This is a genomic window from Streptomyces sp. MGP-BFMKR1, from assembly GCF_057766585.1.
This window is the reverse complement of the sequence record NZ_CM173408.1, coordinates 3,060,820-3,087,804: the sequence shown is the minus strand read 5'-3', so window position 1 is coordinate 3,087,804 and position 26,985 is coordinate 3,060,820. Positions and strand designations below refer to the sequence as shown.

24 protein-coding genes are annotated in these 26,985 nt (G+C 72.6%); 18 read left to right on the top strand and 6 right to left on the bottom strand.

The genetic code is table 11. The features are described 5' to 3' along the window. Positions 1-47 precede the first annotated feature (47 nt). Positions 48-1,082, bottom strand: a complete 1,035-nt coding sequence (locus AC3CHW_RS11485; RefSeq protein WP_398611625.1) for a chitinase — start codon at positions 1,080-1,082, stop codon at positions 48-50. 187 nt (positions 1,083-1,269) lie between these two features. On the opposite strand from AC3CHW_RS11485, the gene AC3CHW_RS11480 reads away from it, so the two are divergent. Next, positions 1,270-2,592 carry an Nramp family divalent metal transporter gene (locus AC3CHW_RS11480; RefSeq protein ID WP_488470370.1) on the top strand — a complete coding sequence of 441 codons (1,323 nt, stop codon included), beginning with the start codon at positions 1,270-1,272 and terminating at the stop codon, positions 2,590-2,592. A 237-nt stretch (positions 2,593-2,829) separates the two neighbouring features. Here AC3CHW_RS11480 and AC3CHW_RS11475 read toward each other — a convergent pair whose 3' ends face one another. Further along, positions 2,830-4,497 (bottom strand): chitinase, encoded by a 1,668-nt coding sequence (locus AC3CHW_RS11475; RefSeq protein WP_488470369.1) that lies wholly within the window; start codon positions 4,495-4,497, stop codon positions 2,830-2,832. A 695-nt stretch (positions 4,498-5,192) separates the two neighbouring features. Here AC3CHW_RS11475 and AC3CHW_RS11470 point away from each other — a divergent pair. The 11 genes from AC3CHW_RS11470 to AC3CHW_RS11420 all read left to right on the top strand — a co-directional run bounded on the left by AC3CHW_RS11470 (position 5,193) and on the right by AC3CHW_RS11420 (position 15,631). Then, a complete protein-coding gene (locus tag AC3CHW_RS11470; protein WP_488470368.1) occupies positions 5,193-6,074 on the top strand; it encodes a hypothetical protein in 882 nt (293 codons plus the stop codon). A gap of 142 nt (positions 6,075-6,216) precedes the next feature. Beyond that, complete coding sequence (gene cpaB / locus AC3CHW_RS11465) at positions 6,217-6,930, top strand: Flp pilus assembly protein CpaB (RefSeq protein ID WP_488470367.1); 714 nt, start codon at positions 6,217-6,219, stop codon at positions 6,928-6,930. Between the two features lie 40 nt (positions 6,931-6,970). After that, entirely contained in the window at positions 6,971-8,725 is a 1,755-nt protein-coding gene (locus tag AC3CHW_RS11460; protein WP_488470366.1) for a CpaE/TadZ family protein, read from the top strand. Positions 8,726-8,728: 3 nt separating this feature from the next. After that, entirely contained in the window at positions 8,729-9,328 is a 600-nt protein-coding gene (locus AC3CHW_RS11455) for a TadE family protein (RefSeq protein ID WP_488470365.1), read from the top strand. 186 nt (positions 9,329-9,514) lie between these two features. Beyond that, the gene (locus AC3CHW_RS11450) at positions 9,515-10,858 is read left to right on the top strand and encodes a TadA family conjugal transfer-associated ATPase (protein ID WP_398611631.1); all 1,344 of its coding nucleotides are present in this window, start codon (positions 9,515-9,517) and stop codon (positions 10,856-10,858) included. Positions 10,859-10,988: 130 nt separating this feature from the next. Further along, positions 10,989-11,927, top strand: a complete 939-nt coding sequence (locus AC3CHW_RS11445; protein WP_459247396.1) for a type II secretion system F family protein — start codon at positions 10,989-10,991, stop codon at positions 11,925-11,927. A gap of 91 nt (positions 11,928-12,018) precedes the next feature. Continuing rightward, positions 12,019-12,912 carry a DUF5936 domain-containing protein gene (locus AC3CHW_RS11440; RefSeq protein WP_176163786.1) on the top strand — a complete coding sequence of 298 codons (894 nt, stop codon included), beginning with the start codon at positions 12,019-12,021 and terminating at the stop codon, positions 12,910-12,912. A 500-nt stretch (positions 12,913-13,412) separates the two neighbouring features. Then, positions 13,413-13,577: a hypothetical protein gene (locus AC3CHW_RS11435; protein ID WP_176163787.1), complete on the top strand. Its 165-nt coding sequence runs from the start codon at positions 13,413-13,415 to the stop codon at positions 13,575-13,577. Continuing rightward, entirely contained in the window at positions 13,574-14,326 is a 753-nt protein-coding gene (locus tag AC3CHW_RS11430; protein ID WP_488470364.1) for a pilus assembly protein TadG-related protein, read from the top strand. The genes AC3CHW_RS11435 and AC3CHW_RS11430 overlap by 4 nt, the downstream gene beginning before the upstream one ends. Positions 14,327-14,346: 20 nt before the next feature. Further along, positions 14,347-14,955, top strand: a complete 609-nt coding sequence (locus AC3CHW_RS11425) for a hypothetical protein (RefSeq protein WP_381159080.1) — start codon at positions 14,347-14,349, stop codon at positions 14,953-14,955. Positions 14,956-14,962: 7 nt separating this feature from the next. After that, positions 14,963-15,631 (top strand): OmpA family protein, encoded by a 669-nt coding sequence (locus tag AC3CHW_RS11420; protein WP_488470363.1) that lies wholly within the window; start codon positions 14,963-14,965, stop codon positions 15,629-15,631. Positions 15,632-15,942: 311 nt separating this feature from the next. On the opposite strand, the gene AC3CHW_RS11415 is transcribed toward AC3CHW_RS11420, so the two are convergent. Then, positions 15,943-16,425 carry a DUF192 domain-containing protein gene (locus AC3CHW_RS11415; RefSeq protein ID WP_488470362.1) on the bottom strand — a complete coding sequence of 161 codons (483 nt, stop codon included), beginning with the start codon at positions 16,423-16,425 and terminating at the stop codon, positions 15,943-15,945. A 174-nt stretch (positions 16,426-16,599) separates the two neighbouring features. Between AC3CHW_RS11415 and AC3CHW_RS11410 the strand changes: the two genes are divergently transcribed. Continuing rightward, on the top strand, positions 16,600-17,364 hold the full coding sequence (locus tag AC3CHW_RS11410; RefSeq protein WP_488470361.1) for a prepilin peptidase: 765 nt from the start codon (positions 16,600-16,602) through the stop codon (positions 17,362-17,364). 313 nt (positions 17,365-17,677) lie between these two features. On the opposite strand, the gene mgrA is transcribed toward AC3CHW_RS11410, so the two are convergent. Further along, on the bottom strand, positions 17,678-18,712 hold the full coding sequence (gene mgrA / locus AC3CHW_RS11405; protein ID WP_488470360.1) for an L-glyceraldehyde 3-phosphate reductase: 1,035 nt from the start codon (positions 18,710-18,712) through the stop codon (positions 17,678-17,680). Positions 18,713-18,902: 190 nt separating this feature from the next. Here mgrA and AC3CHW_RS11400 point away from each other — a divergent pair, with 190 nt between their 5' ends. The 4 genes from AC3CHW_RS11400 to AC3CHW_RS11385 all read left to right on the top strand — a co-directional run bounded on the left by AC3CHW_RS11400 (position 18,903) and on the right by AC3CHW_RS11385 (position 24,294). Continuing rightward, a complete protein-coding gene (locus tag AC3CHW_RS11400) occupies positions 18,903-19,664 on the top strand; it encodes an isoprenyl transferase (protein WP_176163794.1) in 762 nt (253 codons plus the stop codon). Positions 19,665-20,048: 384 nt separating this feature from the next. Next, on the top strand, positions 20,049-21,371 hold the full coding sequence (phoH2, locus tag AC3CHW_RS11395; protein ID WP_176163795.1) for an RNA 5'-3' helicase PhoH2: 1,323 nt from the start codon (positions 20,049-20,051) through the stop codon (positions 21,369-21,371). A gap of 410 nt (positions 21,372-21,781) precedes the next feature. Further along, positions 21,782-22,531: an aggregation-promoting factor C-terminal-like domain-containing protein gene (locus tag AC3CHW_RS11390; RefSeq protein WP_488470359.1), complete on the top strand. Its 750-nt coding sequence runs from the start codon at positions 21,782-21,784 to the stop codon at positions 22,529-22,531. 125 nt (positions 22,532-22,656) lie between these two features. Beyond that, positions 22,657-24,294: an AI-2E family transporter gene (locus tag AC3CHW_RS11385; protein WP_488470358.1), complete on the top strand. Its 1,638-nt coding sequence runs from the start codon at positions 22,657-22,659 to the stop codon at positions 24,292-24,294. A 472-nt stretch (positions 24,295-24,766) separates the two neighbouring features. Here the strand turns inward: AC3CHW_RS11385 and AC3CHW_RS11380 are convergent, their stop codons facing one another. Next, entirely contained in the window at positions 24,767-25,300 is a 534-nt protein-coding gene (locus AC3CHW_RS11380) for an alkyl hydroperoxide reductase (protein ID WP_176163798.1), read from the bottom strand. Positions 25,301-25,323: 23 nt separating this feature from the next. Then, entirely contained in the window at positions 25,324-25,881 is a 558-nt protein-coding gene (locus AC3CHW_RS11375; RefSeq protein WP_277320258.1) for a peroxiredoxin, read from the bottom strand. Positions 25,882-26,016: 135 nt separating this feature from the next. Between AC3CHW_RS11375 and AC3CHW_RS11370 the strand changes: the two genes are divergently transcribed. Beyond that, positions 26,017-26,976: a hydrogen peroxide-inducible genes activator gene (locus AC3CHW_RS11370; RefSeq protein WP_459247387.1), complete on the top strand. Its 960-nt coding sequence runs from the start codon at positions 26,017-26,019 to the stop codon at positions 26,974-26,976. The last annotated feature ends 9 nt before the right edge of the window (positions 26,977-26,985 follow it).

Below are 26,985 nucleotides of genomic sequence, written 5' to 3'. Positions count from 1 at the left end.
GTCGCGCCGGCCCGGCGGCCGGCTGTCGTCGCCGGGCCGGGGGCCGGCTACGGCAGGCCGTGCACGTGCTTGCCGACCTGCGAGGAGAACTCGTCGCCGTTGCTGGCGTCCCAGTTGGTGGACCAGGTCATCGCGCCGCGCAGGCCCGGGTAGGTCTTCTCCGGCTTGAACGTGCCGCAGCTCGTGCCCCTGGTCAGGCAGTCGAGGGCGGCGTTGACCACGCTGGGCGCCGCGTACCCGCCGCCGGCCGCGCGCGGGGACGCCGGGACGCCGAGGCCGACCTGCGAGGGGTCGAGGCCGTTCTCCAGTTGGATGCAGGCGAGGCCGGTGAGGAAGTCCACCGTGCCCTGCGAGTAGACCTTGCCGTCGCAGCCGAGCATCGAACCGCTGTTGTAGTACTGCATGTTGACGACCGTCAGGAAGTCCTTGATGGCAAGGGCGGTCTTGAAGTACTCGCCCTGCGGCGACTGCATGTCCACCGTCTGCGGCGCCATCGTCACCACCAGGCCGCTGTGCGCCGCGTGGATCGCCTTGAGCGCCTTGGTCATGTACGTGGAGTTGAGCCCGTTCTCCAGGTCGATGTCCACGCCGTCGAAGCCGTACTCGTCCATCAGGGCCGAGATCGAGGCGGCGAAGGCGTCGGCCGACGCGTCGTCGCTGACCGAGACCGCGCCCTTCTCGCCGCCGACCGAGATGATGACCGACTTGCCGGCCGCCTGCTTGGCCTTGATGTCGGCCTTGAACTGCTCCTCGGTGTAGTCCAGCGCCGGGTCGAGGGTGAAGTCCACCGCGCCGGGCTTGCCGGTGGCGTCGGCGAAGGCGACGGCGATGATGTCGTACTCGTCCTGCACGTCGCTGAGCTTCTGGACGGTCGCGCCGTTGTCGAAGTTCTGCCAGTAGCCGGTCACGGCGTGCTGGGGTACCGCCGCGCGGGCCGAGGCGGCGGGGCCCGCCTGCGCGGACGCGGCGGGTTCGGCGGCGCCTGCCTGCGCCGGGGCGACGAAACCGGCCGTCACCAACGCCGCCGCGGCGAGCGAGCCGAGCAGCCCGCTGCGGGAGATGCCTGATCGTGCGCGTACCACGACTGCCTCCGTGGGGGGAGAGAGATGGGGGGAGTGGTGCGGGTGCGCTTTCAGGGGCCCCTGAGCTTGCGGTACAAGGTGGTCCAGACCATTGCGGATGTCAACCCGTCGCGCGCCCTCTTGTGCGATCGGGTGCCGGAGGGTGTCCTGATCCGCACACCATCGGGGGCGAGTGCGGAGGCCATGGATGACGCGCACCAAGGACAGCGGCGAAGCCCACACCGGACGCCCACCGGCCTCCCGTTGGCGGGCCGTCGGGCCCGGCATCGTGGTCGCGGCGACCGGCGTGGGCGCCGGCGACCTGGTGGCGACGCTGATCGCGGGCAGCAAGTTCGGCTACACGCTGCTGTGGGCCGCGGTCATCGGCTGTCTGGTCAAGATCTCCCTCGCCGAGGCCGTCGGCCGCTGGCACCTGGCCACCGGGCACACCCTCTTCCACGGCTGGCGCACCCTGGGCCCGTGGACCACCTGGTACTTCATCGGCTACGTGGTCGTCTGGGGCTTCGTCTACGGGGCGACCGCCATGTCCTCCAGCGCCCTGCCGCTGGTGGCCCTCTTCCCCGACTTCCTGGGCCTGAAGACCTGGGGCGTGATCACCGGCCTGGTCGGCCTCGCGTTCGTGTGGTGGGGCCGGTACGCGGTGGTCGAGAAGGTCATGACGGTGCTGGTCGGCGTGATGTTCGTGGTGGTCGTCTACGTCGCGGTACGGGTCGGCCCGAACCTCGGGGACTCCTTCGCCGGCCTGGCCCCCACCCTGCCGGACGGCTCGCTGCTCTACACGCTCGGCCTGATCGGCGGCGTCGGCGGCACCATCACGATGGCCGCGTACGGCTACTGGGTGAACGCCAAGGGCTGGACCGACAGCTCGTGGATGCGCACGATGCGGCTCGACAACCGAGTCGCGTACGTCACCACCGGCGTCTTCGTCGTCACCATGCTGATCGTCGGCGCCGAGTTGCTGCACTCCGCCGACATCGCCCTGCACAAGGGCGACAGGGGGTTGATCGACCTCGGTGACGTGCTGGAGGAGCGGTACGGCACCAGCACCGCCAAGCTCTTCCTCGTCGGCTTCTTCGCCACCTCCTTCTCCTCCCTGGTCGGCGTCTGGCACGGGGTGAGCGTGATGGTCGCCGACTTCGTCGAGCACTACCGGGCCGGTGCCGTGGCCGCGGCCGGCGGAGCCGCCCCCGCCGAGGCCGCCCCCGCCGCGGGCCCGGGCACCATCGGCCGCCACGAGCGCTCGCTGCCCTTCCGGCTGTACCTGCTGTGGCTGACCTTCCCGCCGATCAGCCTGCTCTTCCTGGACCAGCCGTTCGGCCTGGTGATCGTCTACGGGGTGCTGGGCGCGTTCTTCATGCCCTTCCTCGCGCTCACCCTGCTGTGGCTGCTCAACTCCTCCCGTACGCCCCGCGAGTGGCGCAACGGCCTCCTCAGCAACGGCATGCTCGTCGCCGCCGGGCTGCTCTTCCTCGTGCTGTGCGTGCAGCAGGTGCGCGAGCTGCCCTGGTAGCGGGCCGGACCCGCGCGTGTTCCCGGGCGCGCGCCGGCGCCCGCCGAAACGGCGGCGGCCGTGCCGCCCGCCGCGGGGGAGCGGCTGGGCGACACGGCCGGTGGGGCGGGCGCCGCACGGTGTGCGGACCGTGCGGCGGCGCGCCGCGGGCGGCGACGCCCGGGCGTCGCGGCGGGCCCGCGACGGGTGCCGCCCCCGGAGGGCCCGCGACCCGGAGCGGGTCGCGGGCCGTGGCCGTTACGGCAGGTTGTGCACGTGCGGGCCGACCGCGTTGGACCAGGCGTTGCCGGCCAGCGCGTCCCAGTTGGTGGACCAGGTCATCGCACCGCGGATGTCCGGGTACGTGGTGGAGGGCTTGAACCGCCCGCAGTTGGTGCCCTTGGCCAGGCAGTCGAGGGCGTTGTTGACAACGGTCGGCGAGACGTAACCGCCGCCGGCGCCGCGCGGCGAGGCCGGCAGGCCGAGGCCGACCTGCGACGGCTTGAGGCCACCCTGGAGCTGGATGCAGGCCAGCGCGGTGAGGAAGTCCACCGTGCCCTGCGAGTAGACGTTGCCGTCACAGCCGAGCATCGAACCGCTGTTGTAGTACTGCATGTTGACGACGGTCAGGATGTCCTTGATGTTCAGCGCCGTCTGGAAGTAGCCGCCGGACGTGGACTGCATGTCGATGGTCTGCGGCGCCATCGTGATGACCAGGTCAGGGCCGGCCTTGGCGGACAGCGCGCGCAGCGCCTGGGTCATGTACGTCGGGTTGATCCCGTTCTCCAGGTCGATGTCGACGCCGTCGAACCCGAACTCCTGCATCTGCGCGTAGACCGAGTTGGCGAAGTTGGTGGCCGCGGTCGCGCTGCCCACCGAGACCGTGCCCTTCTCGCCGCCGACCGAGAGGATGACCGACTTGCCGGCCGCCTGCTTGGCCTTGATGTCGGCCTTGAACTGGGCCTCGCTGTACTTCAGCGCCGGGTCCAGGTTGAAGTCGACGGCGCCCGGGGTTGTCGTGGCGTCGGCGAAGGCGACCGCGATGATGTCGTACTGGCTCTGCACGTCGCTGATCTTCTGCACGGTCGCGCCGTTGTCGAAGTTCTGCCAGTAGCCGGTCACGGCGTGCTTGGGCACGGTGCCGCCGTCCCCGCCGCCCGCGGTCGTGGTCGCGGTGATCTCGGCCGACTTCGGCGACTCACCGGCCGTGTTGGTGGCGGTGACCTGGAACTTGTACGAGGTGGCCGGCGAGAGCCCGGTCACCGTGGCCGAGGTGCCGCTGACCGCCTGCACCCGCTTGCCGTCCTGGTAGACGTGGTAGCCGGTGGCGCCCTTGGTCGGGTTCCAGCTCAGCGTGACCGAGGACGAGGTGGGCGCGGACGCGGCCAGGCCGGCCGGCGCCGCCGGCACCTCCTCGCCCGGGGTGCCGCCGCCGGGGCCCTTCAACGTCAGGTCGTCGGCGTGGTAGGCGGGCTGCCCGTACCAGCCGTGCGTGTAGACCGTCACCGACGTGGTGTTCGGGCCGGTGGTGAACTTGGTGCTGAGCTGCTTCCAGTCGTTGGCCGCCTGGCTCCAGGTGGAGACGTCCGTGGTGCCGGTGCCGCTCGCGCCCAGGTAGACGTAGCCGCCCTGCACCCAGCCGCTCAGCTCGTACGCCGAGTTCGGCTGGACGCTCACGGTCTGCGAGCACTTGGCGTTGTCGGCGCCGGCCGGGGTCGCCTTGAGCGACGAGGCGCCGCCGTGCACCGGGCTGGCGGCGGAGCTGCCGCTGCCGCCGGAACACGTCCAGTTGTTCAGGCCGGCCTCGAAGCCGGGGTTCTGGATGAGGTTGGGCTCGGCGGCGGCCTGCGCGCCACCGCCGCCGAGGGCGACGAGCGCCGAGGCGGCGAGGGCGGTCGCGGCTGCCGACGCCAACCCCCGGTTCATCCGCCTGCGGCCGGCGGACCACCGTCTGCCTCTGGTGTGCCTGTCGCGTAGTGCACGGTCCACTGACTGCCTCCGTGGGGAAGTGTGGGAGGAGGGGCTTGGGGACGGTGGCCACCGCTGGGCGTGAGACTGGTCCAGACCAATGCCCTTGTCAAGGGTGTGCGCAGGGACCCGACGCCGTACGCGACGCCCGCGGGCGCGGGCGCGCCGCGCGCGGGACCGGCCGACGACGACGGCGCCGAACGCCCCCGGGCGCGCCGGCCGTCACCGCACCACCGGGCGCACGCCGCGGGCGTACGGGAGCCGCGGGGGCGGACGGGGGCGGGCGGGAGGAGTACGGCGCGCGATACGGGGGACTGCGTACGGGGGAGCGGGGCGCGGGCGCGCACCGGGAGAGGGGAGCGGCGTGCGGAAGACGCGGGGCGGCGCTCGGGCCAGTGGGTGGCGCGCGGAACCGGGGCGCGGGGCCGGCGGACGGGGCCGGTCCGTGACGCGCGGAGCGGTCCCGCGTGAACTCCCGGTGCCAAGGCCCGTGATAACCCCGGGGAACTGTTCTCAGCCGCGGCATTCGTGGATAAAGTGCTGAGGCATCTGTACGGGGAAGCAGCGGACGGTATCGGTCCGTGACGAGAGCGCCGCGCCGCGCGGGCCGGCAGGCGTGGACGGGTGGGGGCCCTCAGTGGACGGGAGCTGACGTGACCTGTGCGATTGCCCTCACCAGCCCCGAGTTGGTGCTCCCGCCGCCCGACGGGCAGACCCCGTCGGCCGTCGTCCTCAAGGCGCCCGAAAACCAACCCCTCGAAGCGGCCGTCTCCGACACCGCCGCCCTCCTCGACCAGCGGGGCTACCTCATCGCGCTGTTCCCGGCCGCCTCCGCGCCCACGCTGGTCCGCCGACTGCACACGGTGCGCGCGGTCCTGGAGAGCGACCGGATAGCGCTGCTCCCCATCGATCTGCCGCCGCTGGCCGTCGCCGTGTTGGCCCGTCAGTTGCGCCAACTCTCGATGGCCGACTTCAGCCCCGGGGTGCTGGCCTGCGCGGCCCGCCTGCTCGCCCACTACATCTACGCCGGGGCCCAACTCGGCAGCGTCGCCCGACTGGAGAAGGTGCAGGTCAGCATGGCCGCGCACGTACGGTCCTGGGTGCCGGGCAGCCAGTTCGGCGTGCTGAGCCACCCCACGCCGCACGTGGTGACCGTCGGCCGCGACGCCGATCCGCCGGCCCCCGGCTTCACCACCCAGCTCACCATCGCCCGTGGCCAGCCGCACGCGGAGTGGATCACCTCGTCGCTCGCCGCCGCCTGGCAGGTCAGCGGCGTGCAGGAGGTGCCGCTGCCGGCCGAGTCGGCCCGCTGGTGGGGCACGCCCCGGGTGGCCGAGTTCGCGGCGGCCATCCCCGACCCGTCGGTGCTCTACCAACTCGTCGCCTCCGTGCGCCGCGAGGAGTGCCACTGGTGCGGCCTCGAACTCATCGGCGACCGGTGCGCGTTCTGCTCCTCGCCGCTGCTGCGCGACGAGGCCCCGCGCGCCCTGACCGCACCGCGTCCACGCACCCGGCCCGCCTTGGCGGCGCGTTGAGCCCACCACCCCACCACCGGGCCCGCCCCGCGTCCCCGCGCTCCCGGCCCGCCGACCCGTGGCCGACGCGGCGCCCCGCGCGTGGCGCCGGCCGCCGCCCCGCCTCCCGCCACCACGCCCCCGAACGAGGTCCCAGGTCTTCATGAATGCACGCCAGCGCCGCGGAGTGATCCTCCTGGTCCTGTCGGTCCTGTGCGCCGTCGGCGCGTTCATCGGAGTGCTCTCCGTCATCAACGACGTCCAGTCCAAGGTCGGCCCGGAGACCACGGCGTACCGCCTCACCTCGGACGTCCCGGCCTACAAGGCGCTGGACGCCGGCTCGTTCGAGAAGGTCTCGATGCCCGAGCGCTGGCTGCCCGACACCGCCGTCACCGACCTGGGCGACCTGCGCGGCAAGATCGCCGTCACGCCGCTGCGCAAGGGCTCGCTGCTCCAGGCCGACATGATCGTGGAGCGGCCCGCGCTCCAGCCGGGCCAGCAGGAGATCGCCATCATGATCGACGCGGCCACCGGCGTGGCCGGCAAGATCAACCCGGGGGCGCGGGTCAACATCTACGCCACCTTCGACGGCGAGCGCGAGGGCGCCAAGCCCACCTCCAAGGTGATCGTCGCCGGCGCGCGCGTCATCGACGTCGGCAAGCTCACCGCCCTGGAGCCGGACGGCGACGACCGGGACCGCAGGCGGCGCGAGACCGAGGCGGTGCCGATCACCTTCGCCCTCGACACCCAGGACGCCCAGCGCGTCGCCTACGCGGAGTCCTTCGCCTCCCACGTACGCCTCGCCCTCATCGCGCCCGGCGGCGACGCGGACATCGCGCCGGACGAGCGCACGTACACCCTCGACGGCGACCGGTAGCGGTCCGACGAAGCCGGAAGAAGCAGGAGGCGGTGGCTCGATGACGATCAGAATCCTCCCGACGGTCGGGGACGCGGACCTGGCCCGATCCCTGGGCGGGCTGCTCAGCCAACTCCCGGGCGTCGAGCCGTTCCCCGCGCTCGGCGACTCGACCGCGCTCCTCGACACCCTGGCCCAGCTCGCCGCCGCCGCGGTCGACGAACTGCCCGAGGTCGTCCTGGTCCACGAGCACATCGGCCCGGTGCCCGCCCTGGAACTGGTCCGCGAGGTCGCGCTGCGCTTCCCCGCCGTCGGCGTGGTCCTGGTGACCGCGGACGCGGGGCCCGCGCTGTACTCGGCGGCCATGGACGCCGGCGCGCGCGGCATCTGCGCGCTGCCCCCCTCCTACGACGAACTCGCCGCCCGCACCCAGTCCGCCGCCCAGTGGGCGCTCGGCGTACGGCGCCACCTCGGCGGCGGGGGCGAGGCGCTGGCCGCCGGGCCCGGCGGGCGCCTGGTGACCGTCGCGGGCGCCAAGGGCGGCGTGGGCACCACGCTGACGGCCGTCCACCTCGCGCTCGCCGCGCGGGCCGCCGGCCGGGGCGTGGTCCTGGTCGACATGGACCTCCAGTCCGGCGACGTGGCCTCGTACCTGGACGTGCAGTTCCGCCGCTCCATCGCCGACCTAGCGCAGATCAGCGACATCACGGCGCGGGTGCTCCAGGAGGCGGTGTTCCAGCACCCCAGCGGCCTCGGGCTGCTGCTCGCGCCGGGCGAAGGGGAGCGCGGCGAGGAGGTCACCGACCTGGTCGCCCGGCAGGCCATGACGGCCCTGCGGTCCCGGTACGACCTGGTCATCGTGGACTGCGGCACCCAGATGACCTCCGCCAACAGCGCCGCGATCGAACTGGCCGACAGCGCGCTGCTGGTCACCACGCCGGACGTGGTGGCGGTGCGGGCCGCCAAGCGCATGGCGCGGCTGTGGGACCGGCTCCAGATCCGCAAGGCGGAGGAGACGACCACCGTCGTCAACCGGCACACGCGCGGCGGCGAGATCCAGCCCAGCCTGGTCGAGCGGGCCACCGGCACCCGCGCGGCGCGCACCACCGTGCCGGCCGCGTTCAAGGAGCTGCAACCGGCCATCGACTCCGGCCGGATGCAGGACCTGGACGCCAAGTCGACCGTCCGACAGGCGCTGTGGACCCTGGCCGGCGAACTCGGCCTGACCGGAACACCGGCCGACGCCGGCGCCGCGCAGCGCGGCCGGGGCAGCCACGCCGACCGCTCCCCGACCGGGTTACGGCGCCGCCGCGCGCTGCCGGGCGGCGGCCAGAGCGGCCCCGGCGACGGCGGCGCCGGCCGGGCCCCGGGCGGCCAGGACGGCGGCCACGGCGCGGCCGGCACCGGGCCGGAGGCGCTGGCCCAGGTGCCGACCAGCCGGTTCCGCAAGCGCGGCGGGGGCGACCGGGGACAGGTGACGGTCGAGTTCCTCGGCATGGTCCCGGTGATCCTCATCGTGCTGGCCGTGCTGTGGCAGTGCGCGCTGATCGGCTACACCTACTCGCTCGCCGGCAACTCGGCCGACCGTGGCGCCCGGGCCGCCGCCGCGCGCGACAGCGGCGGCGCCGGGGCCTGCCAGGAGGCGGCCCTGCGCGACCTGCCGGGCGCCTGGCGCGAGTCGGCGTCGGTGGCCTGCCCGACCTCGGGCGGCCTGGTGCGGGCCACGGTACGGATCAAGGTTCCGGTGCTCTTCCCCGGCGCGGGGGACTTCCCCTGGACCGTCACCGGCACGGCGGGCGCGGCGGCGGAGGAGTGAGCGATGCGCGGCGGCAGGCACGACACGATGCGCGACGACGAGACGCCACGGGCCGGGCGGCGGGGCGGGGTACGGGCCGGGCTACGGGCCCCGGGCGCGGCGCCACGGCGCGCGGGCGCGGCGCGGCGGGAGGGCGCGCGGCGGGATGGCACGGCGGCGCGGGGGGCTGGCCGACCGAGCCACCCACCGCACGGCCGGGGGCGCTGCCGGCGCCGCGCCGAGGAGCGGCGGCGGGACGCCGGCTCGGTGGCCGTCGAGTTCCTCGGCTTCCTGCCGATCCTGCTCGCCGTCGGGCTCGCCGTGGTGCAGTTGGGGATCGCCGCGTACACCGTGCAGCAGGCGGGCACCGCGGCCCGGGCGGCGGCCCGTACGGCCACGGCGGACGACCCCGAGGCCAGCCCGGAGTCGGCCGGGCAGGCGGCGATCAGCGGCTGGCTCGCGGACGGTGCGCAGATCTCGGTGAGCGGGGGTACGGAGGCGCACGCCACGGCCACCATCGAGATCCCCTCGATCATCCCCGGCGTGGACTTCGGCGACGCGCGGCGCAGCGCCACCATGCGCCGCCCGGAGCCCGCCGACCCGCCGGCGCCCGGCGATGAGTAGCCACCCGCGCGCGGCCCGCCACCCCGGCCACCCGCGCGCGGCCCGCCACCCCGGCCGGCCGCACCCGACGCCCACCGCGGCCCGCACCCGCCGGCGCCCGGGCCGCTTCCGTCACGTCTGCCACGTCCGCCACGTCCGCCACCCCCATCACCCCCATCACCCCCGTCCACGTTCGAGGAGCACCCCATGAGCCTGCGGGCGCGCATCGTGGCCCCCGAGCCGACCGGTGAGCAGCGGGAGAACGGCCACCTGGTCGCCAGTTACCGCACCAAACTCCTGGAGGAGATCGACCTCGCCGAGATGTCCGCGCTCGCCGCGGGCGAGCGGCGCTCGCGGCTCGAACGCGTCCTCGGCCACATCATCAGCCGCGAGGGCCCGGTGCTCTCCACCGCCGAGCGCGCCCAGCTCATCCGCCGCGTGGTGGACGAGGCGCTCGGCCTCGGCGTCCTCGAACCGCTCCTGGAGGACGCCTCGATCACCGAGATCATGGTCAACGGGCCCGACCAGATCTTCGTGGAGCGCGCGGGCCGGGTCGAGCGGGTGCCGGTGCGGTTCGCCTCGCACGAGCAACTGATGCAGACCATCGAGCGGATCGTGTCCACCGTCAACCGCCGCGTGGACGAGTCCAACCCGATGGTGGACGCCCGGCTGCCGTCCGGGGAGCGGGTCAACGTCATCATCCCGCCGCTCGCCCTCGACGGCGCCACCCTCACCATCCGCCGCTTCCCGCGCGCCTACACCCTGCACGAGCTGATCGGCATGGGCACGCTCGACGAGCACATGCTGATGCTGCTCGCGGCGCTGGTGCGGGCCAAGTTCAACGTGGTGGTCTCCGGGCCCACCGGCTCCGGCAAGACGACGCTGCTCAACGCGTTGTCCGGGCTGATCCCGGACGGCGAGCGGATCATCACCGTGGAGGACGCGGCCGAACTCCAGCTCCAGCAGACCCACGTGATCCGCCTGGAGTCCCGGCCGCCCAACGTCGAGGGCAACGGCCAGATCACCATCCGCGACCTGGTGCGCAACTCGCTGCGCATGCGGCCCGACCGCATCATCGTCGGCGAGGTCCGCGGCGGCGAGACGCTCGACATGCTCCAGGCCATGTCCACCGGCCACGACGGCTCGCTGGCCACCGTGCACGCCAACAGCGCCGAGGACGCGTTGATGCGGCTCCAGACGCTGGCCTCGATGTCGGACGTGGCCATCCCGTACGAGGCGTTGCACGACCAGATCAACAGCGCGGTGGACTGCATCGTGCAGCTCGTACGGAACGCGGACGGCTCGCGCCGGGTCAGCGAGATCGGCCTGCTCGACTCGCACGGCCACGAGGACTACCGGATCACCACCGTCTGCCGGTTCGACGCCGAGCCGATGGGCGCCGACCGGGTGGTGCGCGGCCGGTTCGGCTACGGTCCGGTGCCCGAGCGCACCGCGGAGCGGCTGCGGCTGGCCAACGAGGCGGTGCCGCCCGCGTTCGGCGTCGCCGCCTTCCCGAACGAGCTGATCACCCGCCAGGCGCGCCGCGGATGACCACACCGAGGGCGCGACGGCCGGGGCGACGGCCGGGGCGACGGGAAGTCCGGCGCGCATCACGACGGGACGTACGACAGGACGTACGACGGGACGTACGACGGGAAACGAGAGGGGCGAGGAGGCACCGATGGACGACCTGGCCACGCTGACGGTCGGCGCGAGCCTGCTGTGCGGGGCGCTCGGCGTCGCGGGCGTGCACGCGTACGCGACCGGCCGGGCCCGGCACCAGTCGCTGGTGCGGCGGCTCGCGGACGCCGAGGGCGCGCCGCCGCCGGGGCGCGGGCGCCGGTTCGCCGGCGTGGACCGCAGGCTGCGCGGCACGCGGCTCGGCCGCGCCATCGAACTGCGCCTGACGGCGACGGGCCTCGACCTGACCCCGGGTGAATTCTTCGTCTACATGGCGGGAACGGCGATTGGTCTCTGGTTGATCGCACAGGCCACGCTCGCCACGTTCTTCGGGCCCATCGCCGCCGTCGTCACCGTCTGGGGAGCATTCGCTTTCCTGAATTGGCAACGGCAAAAGCGCATTGAGCGTTTCATCAGTCAACTACCCGAACTCGCGCGCATACTGGCCAACGCCACCCAGGCGGGACTCGCCCTGCGTACCGCCCTCGGGCTGGCCGCCGACGAGATGGAGGCGCCCGCGGGCGAGGAGCTGGCCAAGGTGGCGGACAAGCTCGCGGTCGGGCACTCCATCGAGGACGCGCTGGCCGAACTCGCCGACCGGCTGCCCTCGCGCGAACTCGTCGTCCTGGTCACCACGCTGGTGCTCGCCAACCGCGCCGGCGGCTCCGTCGTCAGCTCGCTGCGCAACCTCACCCAGACCCTGGAGGAGCGCAAGGAGACCCGCCGCGAGGTGCGCACCCAGCTCTCCCAGGTCACCGTCACCGCGTACGTGGTGCCGCTGATGGGCGTCGGCACGCTGCTGCTCGTGGACAACGTGTCGACCGGCTCCATCGAGCGCATGACCTCCTCGTTCTGGGGCCAGGCCGCGGTCGTGGGCGCCTTCACCCTCTACGCGATCGGCTTCTTCCTGATCCGCCGCATGTCCAAGATCGCCATCTGATGCCGCGCGGGGCGGCCGGCCCCGCACCAGCCCCACCCGACGAGACCCGACCCCGACCCGACCCCGATCCGACCCCTGAGGAGAACAGAGGATGGGCATCGGCCTGTTGCTCGCGCTGGCCGTCGGCCTGTCCACGGCCGGCGCCTGCTACGGCATCGCGCTCTACCGCCGCGAGGCCAAGCTGCCCAGCGACCTGGCGGTCGCCCTGGAGGTGGGCGCCACCCGCACCACGGTGGTCGGCTCGGCCGTGGACCGGCTCGGCATGCGCTACGCGCCGCTGGTGCTGCGCCTGATGGGCCCGGGCCGGGTCGCCAAGGTCCGCCGCCGCATCGACCTGGCGGGCAACCCGGGCGGCCTGACCGTCGACCGGTACGCCGCCCGCCGCGCCGTCTACGGCGTGCTCGGCTTCGGCGGGGCGCTGGTCATGGCGGTGCGCGGGGAGTTCCTGCTGGCCGCGCTGCTCGTGGTCTTCGGCCTGTTCTGGATCGAGGTCGGCATCTGGGCTGCCGTACGCGAACGCAAGGACGCCATCGAGCGCACGCTGCCGGATTTCCTCGACGTGCTGGCCGTGGTCGTCAGCGCGGGACTCAGCTTCCGGCAGGCGCTGGACCGGGTGGCGGACAAGTACGAGGGGCCGTGGGCCGACGAACTGCGCATCACACTGCGCCAGATGGACATGGGTGTCAGTCGCCGACAGGCTTTCGAGGAACTGCGCAAGCGCAATGACTCCGAACAGGTGGCCCAGTTCGTCACCGCGCTCCAACAAGGCGAGGAACTGGGCTCTCCCATCGTCGAGACCCTGATTGCGATCGCTCACGACATGCGCCGTACCGACGCGCAGAACGCCCGCCGCCGCGCGGCCCGCGCGGTCCCCAAGGCGACGCTGGTCATCACCACCTTCATGGTGCCCGGCACCATGATGCTCCTCGTGGCCGCGTTCTTCATCGGCTCCGGAACGGACTTCGGATCGGTGACGGGGGACTGACCGTGCGATATCAACTGGGCGTCGATCGCGTGCTGTTGGGGCGGAAGGGTTCTTTCGTGTGGCCGGCGTGGCGCCGCCGTTCGGGTGGGTCCTGGCGCGTCACGCCGGGCGCGTGGGCCCGGCCGGTACCGGCAGGCGCGGGCGTCCCGCCCGGCGGCGCGCGCCCGGTGCAGTGCGCCGCGGCAGACGCCATTCCGTTATCGCCGAACTCTTCGCAAATGCAATCCACTATGGGACAGTCGTCGCGCGGGTATCGCGCGCCCAAGGGCGTGCGGTGTGAGGCGGCCGGGCCGAAGTGGAGGTGAGATCCATGGGCCGCGTGGGATGTCTGCGACGAAGGCGACTTCAGAGGTTTCAACTCGGGTTGCGCGGAAGAGAATGCTTCGGGACGCCCTGTTCCGGTGCCGGTGTTTCGGCGTACTTTTCTCGTGTCGCGAGCGGTACCACGGGGACCGACATGCCGAACCGGAGCGGAACGGCCGCCCATGAAGGGGAAAACGATGGGGAAGCGCATTCTGGGAAACGACCGCGGACAGACCGCGGTCGAGTACCTGGGGATCATCGCGGTGGTCGTGGCGATCGTGATCGGCATCTCGGGTACGGATATCGGCAACGAGATCTTCAGCGCGATCACCGACAAGATTTCCGAGGTCACCGGCGTGTGAGACGCCTTCGACGCGTCGCGGGCCCCGGGGATTCCGGTCAGGCGTTCCCGATTTACATCACCGCGGTCGCGGGACTTCTCTTTCTCGGCCTCGCCCTTTTCGCCGTCGGCCAGGCGGGCGCCACCCGTAACGGGGCGCAGACGGCCGCCGACGCGGCGGCCCTCGCCGCGGCCCAGGAACACCGCGACGCGCTGCGCGACGAGTTGCTCGCCGCCATCGGCAGCGGCGACGCGTGGCAGGACATCCTCGACGGGATCGGCACCGGAAGCCCGTACGCCTGCGACGAGGCGCGCTGGTTCGCCGCCGAGAACGACGCCGACGTCACCGACTGCACCGTCTCCGGCGGCCTCAACCCCACCTTCCACGTCGCCGTGCAGACCCGTTACACCGTGGGCGACTCCATCGTTCCGGGTACGGAGTCGCGGCACGCGGAGGCCGAGGCGACGGCCGAGATCGAGCCGCGCTGCGTACGGTTGCCCGGCAAGCCCGACCCCACGCCGAGCCCCGACCCCCGCCCCACCGGCGACGACACCGACGACGGCGACGGCGACGACGGCAACGGGAACGACGGCGAGGGCGACGGCGGGGACGACGACGGCGGAAACGATGGCGACGACAAGCCGGAAGAGAAACCCAAGGCACCGCCCGTGGAGTTCACGTGCGACGGCGAGGAGTGGTCCATCGACCCCGAGCGGCCCGACACGCTCCCGGACGTCGCGGACCTCTTCTCCGTGCATCTCGCCGACTGACCAGTGAAGGGCAGCGACTCATGAGCATTCGGTACACCGCCAGGGCGCGTGGGGCGCTGGCCGCTGGAGCGGTCGCCGTCAGCGTCTCCCTGCTCGTGGCGGGCTGCGGTGGCGGGGGCGGCGGCGACGAGGGTGACGACGCCAGGCCCGCCGGCAGCCAGTCGGCCAGCGTCGGGGGCAACGCGCCGAAGGGCGACGGCGGCTCGGACCAGGAACCGGTGTCGGAGCTCGAACCCATCGCCGAACTCCGCGGCGAGATGGGCATGGTGCTCTCGCTCACCGAGGCCAAGCGGGACTCCGGCGGCTTCGTCACGGTCAGCGGGCAGGTCGAGAACACCGGCGACCGGATCTACACGCGCGCCAACAAGTGGCGCGGCGACGAGACCGACGTCATCAAGCACGGCTCGTCCACGGCCGGCGCGACGCTGATCGACCCGGGCGGCAAGAAGCGCTACTACGTGCTCCGCGACACCGACGGGCGCTGCCTGTGCACGATGGGGCTCGGCACCGTCAAGGCCGGTGCCACGGTGCCGGTGTTCATGCAGTTCCCCGCGCCCCCGGAAGAGGTGGACGAGGTGCAGTTCCAGATGCCGACGTTCCCGCCGGCCACGATCAAGATCACCGGGTGACCGAGCCATGACCCCCACCCACGCGACGGCTCGTACCGCCCGCGCTGACCGCGCCGCGCGCGCCGCTCACACCGTCCGCGCCGCCCGCACGACCGTCCTCGCGCTCGCCGCCTTCTCCGTCCTCGCGCTACCCGTCCCGACCGCCCACGCCGACGAGGGCCCGGGCGTGCTCCAGGTCGCCGCGCCGCCGGTCCAGGTGGACGCCGCAGACCCGGACCTCAAGCTGGCCGACGGCGCCCGGCTCGGTCAGGTCAAGGTGTTGGACATCAAGTCCATCGTGGAGACCGACAACGGCGAGGAACGGCACGAGGTCACCAACGAGGACGTGACCTTCGCCCTCCAGTCCGAGGTGCTGTTCGACAAGGACAGCGCCGACCTCAGCCGGCAGGCCAGCGCGCGCATCGACGTCATCGCCCGGGAGATCGAGGCCCAAGGCGCCCGCGAGGTCCGCGTCTTCGGCTTCACCGACGACCTCGGCACCACCGGGCACGGCGAGGACCTGTCCAAGGAACGCGCGGACGCCGTGCAGCGACGGCTCGCCAAGCAGCTCGACTCCGGCGTGAAGTACCACATCCGTGGCTACGGCGAGGACTACCCGATCGCCGACAACGGCACCGAGGCGGGCCGGAAGAAGAACCGCCGGGTCGAGGTCAGCTTCCCGCGCGGCGCCGCCTGACGCCGCGCCGGCGGGCGGCGAGGCCGCCGCGCCCGGCGCGCGAGCGCCGCGCCCGGACCGCGCCGCGCCGGTGGTGCGGTCCGGACGCCGTCGTCTGGCCCGTCGCGCGGAGGGTACGGCGGCGGTCGGGCCGGCCACGCGCCACGACCGGGTGAGACGAAATAGAAGCGTAACGGACGCATCGCCTCAAAAGGGTTTAGTTCCGGCATGGGTGGCCTACAGTCGCTTACGCACTGCTCACACGCGACGAGCTGGAAGTGCATCGCGCGGGCCTGCTCGCATCCTCCTGCCCTGGGAGGGGTGCGTCCGCGTCAGGGAGACGAGCCACCAGCCGTCGCAGGGGTGCCGCGACCAGCGGGCGACCCGATGCTCACGCGCACCCCGGGACGCAGCCCCCAGCGCTCCATCGCGCCCGCCTCGGCCTCCAGGACGTGGCGCGCGCGTGGTCGCGGCAGCCCGAGCCGTCCGGGCCGCATGGTGCGTACGGCGATGACGGTCAGCTCACGGTCGAGGTAGGCGACGTCGATGGCGAACCGCATCCGGAAGGTGTGCACCCCGCTGGCCGGGCTGAGCAGCAGCGCCCCGGCGATCCCGGTCCGGCCCAACAACCCACGCGAGCGCGCGCGGTAGGACGCGGCGATCTCCAACGGCACCTCCAGCTCCGACCGCGCCGGCGCCGCCCCCGGGTCGTCCCCCCGGGGCCCGGCCGCCTCCCGCCCGCCCCCGGGTGGTGCGGCGCCCTCCCGCGCGCGCGGCACGCGCAACGTGCCCCGGCCATCACGCCAACGCCCCATCTCCGCCACCCCTCCGACCCCACTGCCTCGTCCGTCGCCCGCCGACACCGCCATGGCCGCCGTCGCGCGGCCCGCGCCCCGTGCCGGCCGGTCCCGCGCCGGTCGCGCCGCGCGTTCGATCAGCGTTGTACCAGTCCTGCCGGCGCCCGTGGCCCGTTCCGTAGGCTCTGGCCCGTGCATGCGCTGCTGATAGCTCTCGCCGCCGGGTACGGCATCGCCGCCGGGCTCCTGGCCACCCGCCCGCTGTTCCGGCTCGCCGTCCAGCCCGACGAGCCCTGGCGTGCGGCCTGCCCGGACGGCCATCCGATCACCGGACCCGCCGCCGGCTGGCTCGGCCTCGCCCGGTGCGGCCCCTGCGGGCGCGCCGCCGCCGCCGACACCTCGCCCGGTGCGTACGGGCCGAACGGCGTGCTCGTGGCCGGCGTCTGCGCGCTCGCCTGCGCGGGCCTCGCCGCGGCCGTCGGCTCCCGGCCCGAGCTGGCCGTGTGGCTGCTGCTCGTGCCGCTCAGCGTGGTCCTCGCGGGCGTGGACCTGGCCGTGCACCGGCTGCCCGACGTACTCACCCTGCCGATGGCGCTCGGCTCCGCCGCGCTGCTGGGGGGCGCGGCCCTGCTGCCCGGCGCGGCGGGCTCGTGGTCACGCGCCGTGTTCGGCGGGCTCGCGCTGGGCGCCGCGTACTTTGTGCTGTTTCTCATCAATCCGGCGGGCATGGGATTCGGTGACGTCAAACTGGCGGTGACGCTCGGGGTCGCCCTCGGGTGGTACGGCTGGGACGTCCTCTTCCTGGGGGCGTTCACCGGCCTCCTGCTGGGCGCCTTCTACGGTGTAGCCCTAGTACTGACAAGGCGGGCGAGCCGCAAGGCGGCGCTGGCTTTCGGCCCTTTCATGATCATTGGGGCCGGTGCGGGCGTGCTCGTGGGCGGCCTCGCGGCGGGCTGAGGGAAGATTCCAGCGCGCCGTTACCTCCCGAGGTGCACGCAAGACCCCTCACGAAGGGTTATGGTGGAAACCCCCCCTCGGGCCGGTCCGTATCCCCCCCACGGACCGGCCCGCTTTTTCATGCCCGCATCCCGCCCGCATCCCGCCCGCATCCCGCCCGGGCCCCGGCCCACGGGCTCTCGGGCCCGGCCCCCAGGGCCCCGGGCTCTCGGCGGACGGCGGACGGGGGACGGCCCGGCCAACCCCGGCGCGGCCCCCGCTCGCGCCGGGGCCGCGCCGGGGCAGCGCCCGGACTACGTAGGGGCCACGTCGGTCAGCGGCGGGCCCAGATGTTCACGCCCTCCGTGCTCCGCGCGTACTCGTCGATCTCCGCCAGCTCCTCGGCGCTGATCGGCGCGGCGCCCAGCGCGGCCACGTTCGCCTCCAACTGGCGCACGCTCGACGCGCCGATCAGCGCCGACGTCATCCGCGGGTCGCGCAGCACCCAGCCCAGCGCGAGCTGGGCCAGCGACTGGCCGCGCCGCGCGGCGATCTCGTTCAGCCCGCGCAGCCGCCGCACCACCTCGTCGGTGAGCAGCTCGGGCTGGAGCGACTTGCCCTGCGAGGCCCGCGAGCCCTCCGGGATGCCGTCCAGGTACTTGTCGGTGAGCAGGCCCTGGGCCAGCGGCGCGAAGGCGATGCAGCCCATGCCCTCCGCCTCCAGCGTGTTGAGGAGCGCGTCGTCCTCGGTCCAGCGGTTGATCATCGAGTACGACGGCTGGTGGATCAGGGCCGGCACCCCCATCTCCCGCAGCAGCCGCGCGGCCTCGGCGGTCTGCTCCGCGTTGTACGAGGACACGCCCACGTACAGCGCCTTGCCCTGCTGGACCGCGGAGGCCAGCGCCCCCATCGTCTCCGCGAGCGGCGTGTCCGGATCGAAGCGGTGGGAGTAGAAGATGTCGACGTAGTCCACGCCCATCCGGCGCAGCGAGGCGTCCAGCGAGGACAGCAGGTACTTGCGCGAGCCCCACTCTCCGTACGGGCCCGGGTGCATCAGGTAGCCCGCCTTGGTGGACAGGATCAGCTCGTCCCGGTACGGGCGGAAGTCCTGGGCCAGCAGCCTGCCGAAGTTCAGCTCGGCCGAGCCGGGCGGCGGGCCGTAGTTGTTGGCCAGGTCGAAGTGGGTGATGCCCAGGTCGAACGCGCGGCGCAGGATGGCGCGCTGGGACTCCAGGCTGCGGTCGTCACCGAAGTTGTGCCACAGGCCGAGGGAGATCGCGGGCAGCTTCAGGCCACTGTGTCCGCTGCGCCGGTACTCCATCGCGTCGTAGCGGTCGTCGGCGGCACGGTAGGGCGAGTTGTCGTTCACGGGGGTTCCTGCTTCCGGCTTCGCGTGGTCGCTTCCCGATTCCGGGGTCTGTCCTGGCCGACGCTATACGCACGTGACCGGCCCAGCTTCGCCGAACCCCCGCCCCGGCAGTAGGGTGGCGCCCTTGGAGCGGCACCACGGACGAACCCGGACGAAGACGAAGGCGCCGCGGCATGGAGGGCTGGAGAACGTGAAGCTGCGCGACCTGGTGTACGGGCTCTACGCACGCCGGGTGGAATGGCGCCTCGATCACGACCAGGTGCCCAAGCACATCGGCGTCATTCTCGACGGGAACCGACGCTGGGCGCGCGCCGCCGGGGGCACCACGGCGGAGGGACACATCGCCGGCGCCAACAAGATCCGCGAACTCCTCGGCTGGTGCACCGAGACGGACGTCAAGGTCGTCACGCTGTGGTTGCTGTCCACGGACAACCTGAACCGCCCGGACGACCAACTCCAGCCATTGCTGCGCATCATCGAGGGCGCCGTGCGCGACCTGGCCGCCGACGGCCGCTGGCGGGTGCACCACGTGGGCACCCTGGACCTGCTGCCCGCGCAGACGCAGACCGTGCTGAAGGAGGCCGAGGAGGCCACCCGGCACGTGAACGGAATAATCGTCAACGTCGCCGTCGGCTACGGCGGGCGGCAGGAGATCGCGGACGCGGTGCGCTCGCTGCTCCTGGACCACGCCAGCCGGGGCACCACGTTCGAGGAACTGGCCGAGGTCGTCGACGTGGAGATGATCGCCGAGCACCTCTACACCCGCGGCCAGCCCGACCCCGACCTGGTCATCCGCACCAGCGGCGAACAGCGCCTGTCCGGCTTCATGCTCTGGCAGAGCGCGCACTCCGAGTACTACTTCTGCGAGGTCTTCTGGCCCGCGTTCCGCAAGGTGGACTTCCTGCGCGCACTGCGTGACTACGCGGCACGCCACCGGCGGTACGGCGGTTAACGCCAGGTAGCGCCAGGGAACGGCAGACGACGAATCACCGACGTTGTCATATGCCCGGCATGGGCCGCGCACTTGGCGGGAATGTTCCTCTCACGTCGGCGCCCCACCCCTGGGGTGCCGGAATGCCAGCGGGCGGCATGGGTGCCGCCCGCCCGGGAGGGCCTTTGCACCCAGGACGCCCGTGCCGAACGGATGGCGCAGCCCCTGGCTTCGCCGCCACTTCGTGGACGGCGCTCGCGGAAGGCCGGCGCACGGCCCCCGCAGGGTCCGAGCCCGGCCCGTTCCCCGCCGCCGACGGGGCCCGTGTGTCCCGCCATGGGCGGGGACACCCCACTCCCGCGACGCCGTCGCACCCCAACCTCTCCCGAGGGGGTTCGTCCACCCGTGGTGACCAGCAAGAAACGCCGCGAGCACGACCGGCGCACCTATGTCCTCGACACCAGCGTCCTGTTGGCCGACCCAGGCGCCATGGCCCGCTTCGACGAGCACGAAGTCGTGCTGCCCGTCGTCGTGGTCACGGAGCTTGAGGCCAAGCGGGCCCACCCCGAGTTGGGGTACTTCGCCCGGCAGGCGCTGCGCCTGCTGGACGAGTACCGCATCCGGTTCGGCCGGCTCGACGCCCCGATCCCGATCGGCGATCTCGGCGGCACGCTGCGCGTCGAGCTCAACCACTCCGACCCGGGCATCCTGCCGGCGGGCTTCCGTCTGGGGGACAACGATTCCCGCATCCTGGCCGTCGCCAGGAACCTCCAGGCCGAGGGGTACGACGTCACCGTCGTCTCCAAGGACCTGCCGCTGCGCATCAAGGCGTCGTCGGTGGGCCTGCTCGCGGAGGAGTACCGGGCGGAGTTGGCCATCACGGACTCGGGCTGGACCGGCATGGCCGAGCTGACCGTGGAGCCGGAGCAGGTGGACGAGTTGTTCGCCGCCGAGACCGCCCACCTGCCCGAGGCGGCGGAGTTGCCCGTACACACCGGGCTGGTCCTCCAGTCGGCGCGCGGCAAGGCGCTCGGCCGGGTCACCGCGGACGGCGGCGTACGCCTGGTGCGCGGCGACCGGGAGGCGTTCGGCATCCACGGGCGCAGCGCCGAGCAGCGCATCGCGCTCGACCTGTTGCTCGACCCGGAGGTCGGCATCGTCTCGATGGGCGGCCGGGCCGGTACGGGCAAGTCGGCGCTGGCGCTGTGCGCAGGGCTCGAAGCCGTCCTGGAGCGGCGTCAGCACCGCAAGGTGATGATCTTCCGGCCGCTGTACGCGGTGGGTGGCCAGGAGCTGGGCTACCTGCCGGGCAACGAGGCCGAGAAGATGAGCCCCTGGGCGCAGGCGGTCTTCGACACCCTGTCAGCGGTCACGTCGGCGGAGGTCATCGAGGAGATCGTGGGCCGCGGCATGCTGGAGGTGCTGCCGCTCACGCACATCAGAGGCCGCTCGCTGCACGACGCGTTCGTCATCGTCGACGAGGCCCAGTCACTCGAACGGAACGTTCTGTTGACTGTTTTGTCCCGCATCGGGGCCAATTCGCGTGTCGTCCTCACCCACGACGTGGCGCAACGCGACAACCTTCGGGTCGGCCGGTACGACGGCGTGGTCGCGGTGGTCGAGAAGTTGAAGGGCCATCCGCTCTTCGCGCACGTCACGCTCACGCGCTCGGAGCGTTCGCCCATCGCCGCCCTGGTGACCGAGATGCTGGAGGAGGGGCGGGTTTAGTCCGACTCGTCCACCACGACGCCGCGCGGCGAAGCCGGGAGCTTAGTCGCGCGGCGTCTTGTCGCGCTTCGATTTCCTCGAATAGGTGCCGCCAAACGCCATGTGAGCTTTCCCACGCAGCGGAGAATTGCGTCCGGGTCGTGGCTCCGGCAGGGTGTGGGTCCTGTCAGGCCCCGCATACGACACAGCCTCAACCCCAGCGTTGAGGCGCCCCATACAGAGCAGAACTGAACAGCGTTCGTCGTATGCCGCCCGAGCACCACGCGGACCTCTTCGGAGGGCGCACCGGGTCCGTGCCTCCCGTGACCAACCGATCCCGGCACCACCGGGAACGGCCGAGGGAAGCCAGCGCCAGGGGCACGATTGCGTCCGCGAGGTCACCTATGTGGACGATGCTGGAAGGAAACCGTGTGAGCCGGATCTCGGTCCGGGGATTCGCAGTGGCCTCGGCTACTGCGGTCACCACCGTCGGCGCCGTCGTGGGCGTCGCGTCAGGCAGCGACAAGGGCTCGACCACCGAACCGGTCGAGGCCACCGCGGCCGACACGACCATCCTTGCGGAGATCCCCGCCGGGCAGCAGGCCCAGGTGCAGACCGCATCCCTGACGCAGCAGGCAGACGTCCAGTCCACCGCCGCGGACGCGGAGGCCAAGAAGTCCGCAGAGGAGTCGGCCCGTAAGCAGGCGGCCAAGGACGCATCGGCCAAGAAGGCCGCGGCGGAGAAGGCCGAGAAGGAGCGGGCGGAGAAGGAAGCGGCCGAGAAGAAGGCCGCCGAAGAGCGCGAGAAGGAGAAGAAGGAAGAGGCCGCCAGCCGGTCCGCTTCCCGCGACTCCGTCTCCACCTCCTCCTTCCCCCAGCAGGGCTCCTACTCGGTCGCCGAGGTCCAGTCGATCGCCCGGCAACTGGTCCCCGGTGACCAGTTCCAGTGCTTCAGCAACATCGTGAACCACGAGAGCACCTGGAACTACAAGGCCACCAACCCGTCCTCGGGCGCGTACGGCCTGGTGCAGGCGCTTCCCGCCTCCAAGATGTCCAGCGCGGGCGCCGACTGGCGGACCAACCCGGCCACACAGATCAAGTGGGGCCTGAACTACATGAACGAGAGCTATGGCAGCCCGTGTGGCGCCTGGTCGTTCTGGCAGTCCAACCACTGGTACTAAACGGCGTCAGGTCCGCTCCGGGACCCACGTGACGTGACGAAGCCCCCGACCGCGACCGGTCGGGGGCTTCGTGTGTGTAACGTCATCCCGGACGGCCTCGGGGGAGTGGGGGTAGGAAGAGATTCATGTCCAGATTGCCACGGTGGGTCGGCGGTCTCGGGGCCGGGCTGACCCGGCTCGCCGAGCGACTCGACGCACAACGCGAGGACACGGGCCCGGCCGCGTCCGATGAGCCACGCGACACCATACGTACGCCCGCGGCACCGCCGTCGGGCGCCGGGACCGTCGCCGGATCGGGCGAGGGCGCGGGCGAGGCCGGCGGGCCCGGGGTCCCGGCGCCAGCCGCCGCGCAACCGGCCGCGACGCCGCCGCGGGCCGTACCGGCCGACGAGCCGGCGGGCGCGGCGGAGGCCCAGGTGCCGGCGCCGCCGCTGTACGCGCCGGCCATAGCGCCGCGCGCCGACCCCGTGGCCGCCGTCCCCTGGGGCGTGCGGGTCGCCGCGGAGGTGGGATGGCGGCTGCTGGTCCTCGCGGGCACGGTCTGGGTGCTGATGCGGGTCATCAGCGCGGTGCGGTTGCTGGTCCTCGCCTTCGTCGCGGCCCTGCTGATCACCGCGCTGCTCGAACCGACGGTCTCCCGACTCCGGCGCCGGGGCGTGCCCCGCGGTCTGGCCACCGCCATCGTCTTCATCGCGGGCTTCATCATCATGGGGCTGGTCGGCTGGTTCGTCGTCTGGCAGGTGATGGAGAACCTGGACTCGCTCTCCGAGCGCGTGCAGGACGGCATCGAGGAACTGCGCCGCTGGCTGCTGAACAGCCCGTTCCACGTGACCGAGGACCAGATCAACGACATCGCGAAGAACCTGCGCGAGTCGATCGGGAACAACACCGAGGAGATCACCTCGGCCGGTCTGGAGGGCGTGACGTTCATCGTCGAGCTGCTGACCGGCATCATGCTCGCGATGTTCAGCACGCTGTTCCTGCTCTACGACGGGCCGAAGATCTGGAACTGGGTGCTCAAGCTGTTCCCCGCCTCCGCGCGGGAGGGGGTCGCGGGCGCGGGGCCGCGCGCCTGGCAGACGCTGACCGGCTACGTGCGGGGCACGGTGATAGTGGCCCTCATCGACGCGATCTTCATCGGCGTCGGCATCTTCTTCCTCGACGTGCCGATGGCGGTGCCGCTGGCCGTCTTCATCTTCCTGTTCGCCTTCATCCCGCTGGTCGGCGCGGTCATCTCGGGCGCGCTCGCGGTGGTGGTGGCGCTGGTGACGCAGGACGTCTTCACGGCGGCGATGGTGCTGATCGTGGTGCTCGCGGTGCAGCAGATCGAGGGCCACATCCTCCAGCCGTTCATCCTCGGCCGGGCCGTGCGGGTGCACCCGCTGGCCGTGGTGCTCTCGGTCGCCGCGGGCTCGCTGATCGCCGGCATCGGGGGCGCGGTGGTCGCCGTGCCGCTGGTGGCCGTCGCCAACACCGTCGTCGGCTATCTGCGGGCGCACGCCAAGGAGCAGGCGCTGCGCGCGATGCCGGGCCCGCACGGGGCGACCGTGGCGGAGATCGCCCCGGTCGCCCCCGGGGTGGCCGCAGCCTCCGCGCCCGCCGCCGCCCATCCCGCGCCGTCGGGACAGGCCGCGTCGTCGGGACAGCCCGCGCCGTCGGGCGAGGCCGGGCCCGCGGGGCAGCCGGCCGCGCCGCCGGCCCAGGAGTCGCCCGCGGCGCCCCCGGCGCCCGGCCCCGACCAGGCAGCCCCACCGGCCGACTGACGGCGCCTCACCTCACGCCCCACCGGGCCCCCGTCCACCGCGACGGGGGCCCGGTCCGTTTCCGTCCGTGGCGAGGCCACGCCAGGCCGGCACGTACCCTCCCCGGCGCCAGGGCTGGACCGGCGCGCCGGATGCCGCGCGCCGGCGCGCCCGCGCGGCCCGCGCCTACCAGTCCGCCATCCAGGTGAGCCCGACGCGCCCGCGCGACACGCCGAGGGCCCACGCGGGTGACCCCCGGTCGGCGTACCGGCAGTTGGCCCCCCTCGCCCGGACGGCCCAGCGCCGCCCCCGGCGACAGGGCCCGAACAACACCCAGGGGCCCGAAAAACACACAGGCCCCGTGGACAGCGAACTGTCCACGGGGCCCTCGTGCGGGGTTGGCGCGTGCGTACCAGCGGCGTGCGCCGCGCCATCGTGCTCGTACGGCCGTGCCGGTCGTACGAGGTGAGCCGCGTCCTGCCGGCTCCGCTGGCTACTCGGCCAGGGCCGCCTCGGCGTCGAGCGTGGCGCCGACGGCCTGCAGCACGGAGGCGATCTTGAACGCCTCCTGGATCGTCTCCCGGTCCACGCCGGCCTTGCGGAGCACCTGCTCGTGCGAGTCCAGGCACATGCCGCAGCCGTTGACCGCGGAGACCGCGAGCGACCACAGCTCGAAGTCGACCTTGTCCACGCCCGGGTTGCCGATGACGTTCATCCGCAGGCCCGCGCGCAGGTTGCCGTACTCCGGGTCCGACAGCAGGTGCCGGGTCCGGTAGAAGACGTTGTTCATCGCCATGATGGCGGCGGCCGACTTGGCCGCGGTGTACGCCTCGGGGGAGAGGTTGGCCTTGGCCTCCGGCTCCAACTCCCGCAGCACGCGCGGCGAGCGGGAGGCGATGGCGCAGGCGAGCACCGTGCCCCACAGCTGCTGCTGCGGCAGGTTGGAGTTGCCGATCACCGAACCGAGGTTCAGCTTGAGGTCCTTGGCGTAGTCCGGAACTGCGGACTTCAGGTCATCGAGTGCCACGGGTGTTCCTCAGTCTCGTTCGTTCACTCGCCGGAGAGCAGCGCGACCGGGTCGAGGGTCTCGTCGCCCTTGGTCCAGTTGCAGGGGCACAGCTCGTCGGTCTGCAGGGCGTCGAGGACCCGCAGGACCTCCTTGGGGTTACGACCCACGGAGCCGGCGGTGACCATGGTGAACTGGATCTCGTTGTTCTGGTCCACGATGAAGACGGCGCGCTGCGCGAAGCCGTCGGCACCCTCGACGCCGAGCGCGCGCATCAGCTCGTGCTTCGAGTCGGCCAGCATCGGGAAGGGGAGGTCGGCCAGGTCCGGGTGGTCCTTGCGCCAGGCGTGGTGCACGAACTCGGAGTCGCCGGAGACACCGAGGACCTTGGCGTCACGGTCGGCGAACTCGTCGTTCAGCTTGCCGAACGCGGCGATCTCGGTCGGGCAGACGAAGGTGAAGTCCTTGGGCCAGAAGAAGACGACCGACCAGCCGTTCTTGAAGTCCTCGGAGCTGTACTCCTTGATCTCCAGCTTGTCGGTCGAAGGGCCCTCGACGCCGAGGAGCTGCCAAGCGGGGAACTGGTCACCAACAGTGAGCACGGGCTCTCCTTGTGAGCAAGGAAACCCCTGTGACAGGAGTTTCCTGGGGGCTGGACGAAGGCCACAGTGCCACAGAAGCCATTGATCACGGAAATAGCTAAACTGGGAACAGTTGATCGGAGGTGGTTATCAGTGGTGGCGCCTGTCACACCCGGGAGCAGACCCCGGCAGCCCAGTCTGGCCCAGCTTCGCGCGTTCGTGGCCGTGGCCGAGCACCTGCACTTTCGCGACGCCGCGGCCGCCATCGGGATGAGCCAGCCCGCGCTGTCGGGGGCCGTCGCGGCTCTGGAGGAGTCGCTGGGCGTGCAGCTCCTTGAGCGTACGACGCGAAAGGTGCTGCTCTCCCCGGCGGGGGAGCGGCTGGCCGAGCGGGCGCGTACGGTGCTCGACGCGGTCGGCGAGCTGATGGAGGAGGCCGAGGCGGCCCGGGCCCCGTTCACCGGGGTGCTGCGCCTCGGGGTGATCCCGACCGTCGCGCCCTACCTGCTGCCGACCGTGCTGCGGCTGGTGCGCACCCGCTACCCGCGGCTCGACCTCCAGGTGCACGAGGAGCAGACCGGCTCGCTGCTGGACGGGCTGGCCCACGGGCGGCTCGACCTGCTGCTGCTCGCGGTGCCGCTCGGGGTGCCGCAGGTCACGGAATTGCCGTTGTTCGACGAGGACTTCGTCCTGGTCATGCCGAAGGACCACTGGCTCGGCGGGCGCGCCGACGTGCCGCGCGAGGCGCTCAAGGAGCTGGACCTGCTCCTCCTCGACGAGGGCCACTGCCTGCGCGACCAGGCGCTGGACATCTGCCGCGAGGTGGGCCGCCGCCCGGGCGCGCCGGTGGCCACCAGCGCGGCCGGGCTCTCCACACTGGTGCAGCTCGTGGCCGGCGGGCTCGGCGTGACGCTGCTGCCGCGCACCGCGCTGAAGGTGGAGACGGCCCGCAACGACCAGCTCACCACCGGCTACTTCGCCGACCCGGCGCCCTCCCGACAGATCGCGCTCGCGATGCGCGCGGGCGCGGCACGCCAGCCGGAGTTCGAGTCCTTCGCCCAGTCCCTGCGCGAGGCGATGCGGGCGCTGCCGGTACGGGTGGCGGAGGCGGCTTAGCGGATGGTG

Coding starts and splice junctions, on each gene's coding strand:
- AC3CHW_RS11455 (WP_488470365.1), top strand. CDS start 8,729: ATGCGCGGCGGCAGGCACGACACGATGCGCGACGACGAGACGCCACGG.
- AC3CHW_RS11415 (WP_488470362.1), bottom strand. CDS start 16,425: ATGGGGCGTTGGCGTGATGGCCGGGGCACGTTGCGCGTGCCGCGCGCG.
- AC3CHW_RS11440 (WP_176163786.1), top strand. CDS start 12,019: ATGGGCATCGGCCTGTTGCTCGCGCTGGCCGTCGGCCTGTCCACGGCC.
- AC3CHW_RS11480 (WP_488470370.1), top strand. CDS start 1,270: ATGACGCGCACCAAGGACAGCGGCGAAGCCCACACCGGACGCCCACCG.
- AC3CHW_RS11425 (WP_381159080.1), top strand. CDS start 14,347: ATGAGCATTCGGTACACCGCCAGGGCGCGTGGGGCGCTGGCCGCTGGA.
- AC3CHW_RS11420 (WP_488470363.1), top strand. CDS start 14,963: ATGACCCCCACCCACGCGACGGCTCGTACCGCCCGCGCTGACCGCGCC.
- AC3CHW_RS11435 (WP_176163787.1), top strand. CDS start 13,413: ATGGGGAAGCGCATTCTGGGAAACGACCGCGGACAGACCGCGGTCGAG.
- AC3CHW_RS11460 (WP_488470366.1), top strand. CDS start 6,971: ATGACGATCAGAATCCTCCCGACGGTCGGGGACGCGGACCTGGCCCGA.
- AC3CHW_RS11445 (WP_459247396.1), top strand. CDS start 10,989: ATGGACGACCTGGCCACGCTGACGGTCGGCGCGAGCCTGCTGTGCGGG.
- cpaB (WP_488470367.1), top strand. CDS start 6,217: ATGAATGCACGCCAGCGCCGCGGAGTGATCCTCCTGGTCCTGTCGGTC.
- AC3CHW_RS11385 (WP_488470358.1), top strand. CDS start 22,657: ATGTCCAGATTGCCACGGTGGGTCGGCGGTCTCGGGGCCGGGCTGACC.
- AC3CHW_RS11450 (WP_398611631.1), top strand. CDS start 9,515: ATGAGCCTGCGGGCGCGCATCGTGGCCCCCGAGCCGACCGGTGAGCAG.
- AC3CHW_RS11475 (WP_488470369.1), bottom strand. CDS start 4,497: ATGAACCGGGGGTTGGCGTCGGCAGCCGCGACCGCCCTCGCCGCCTCG.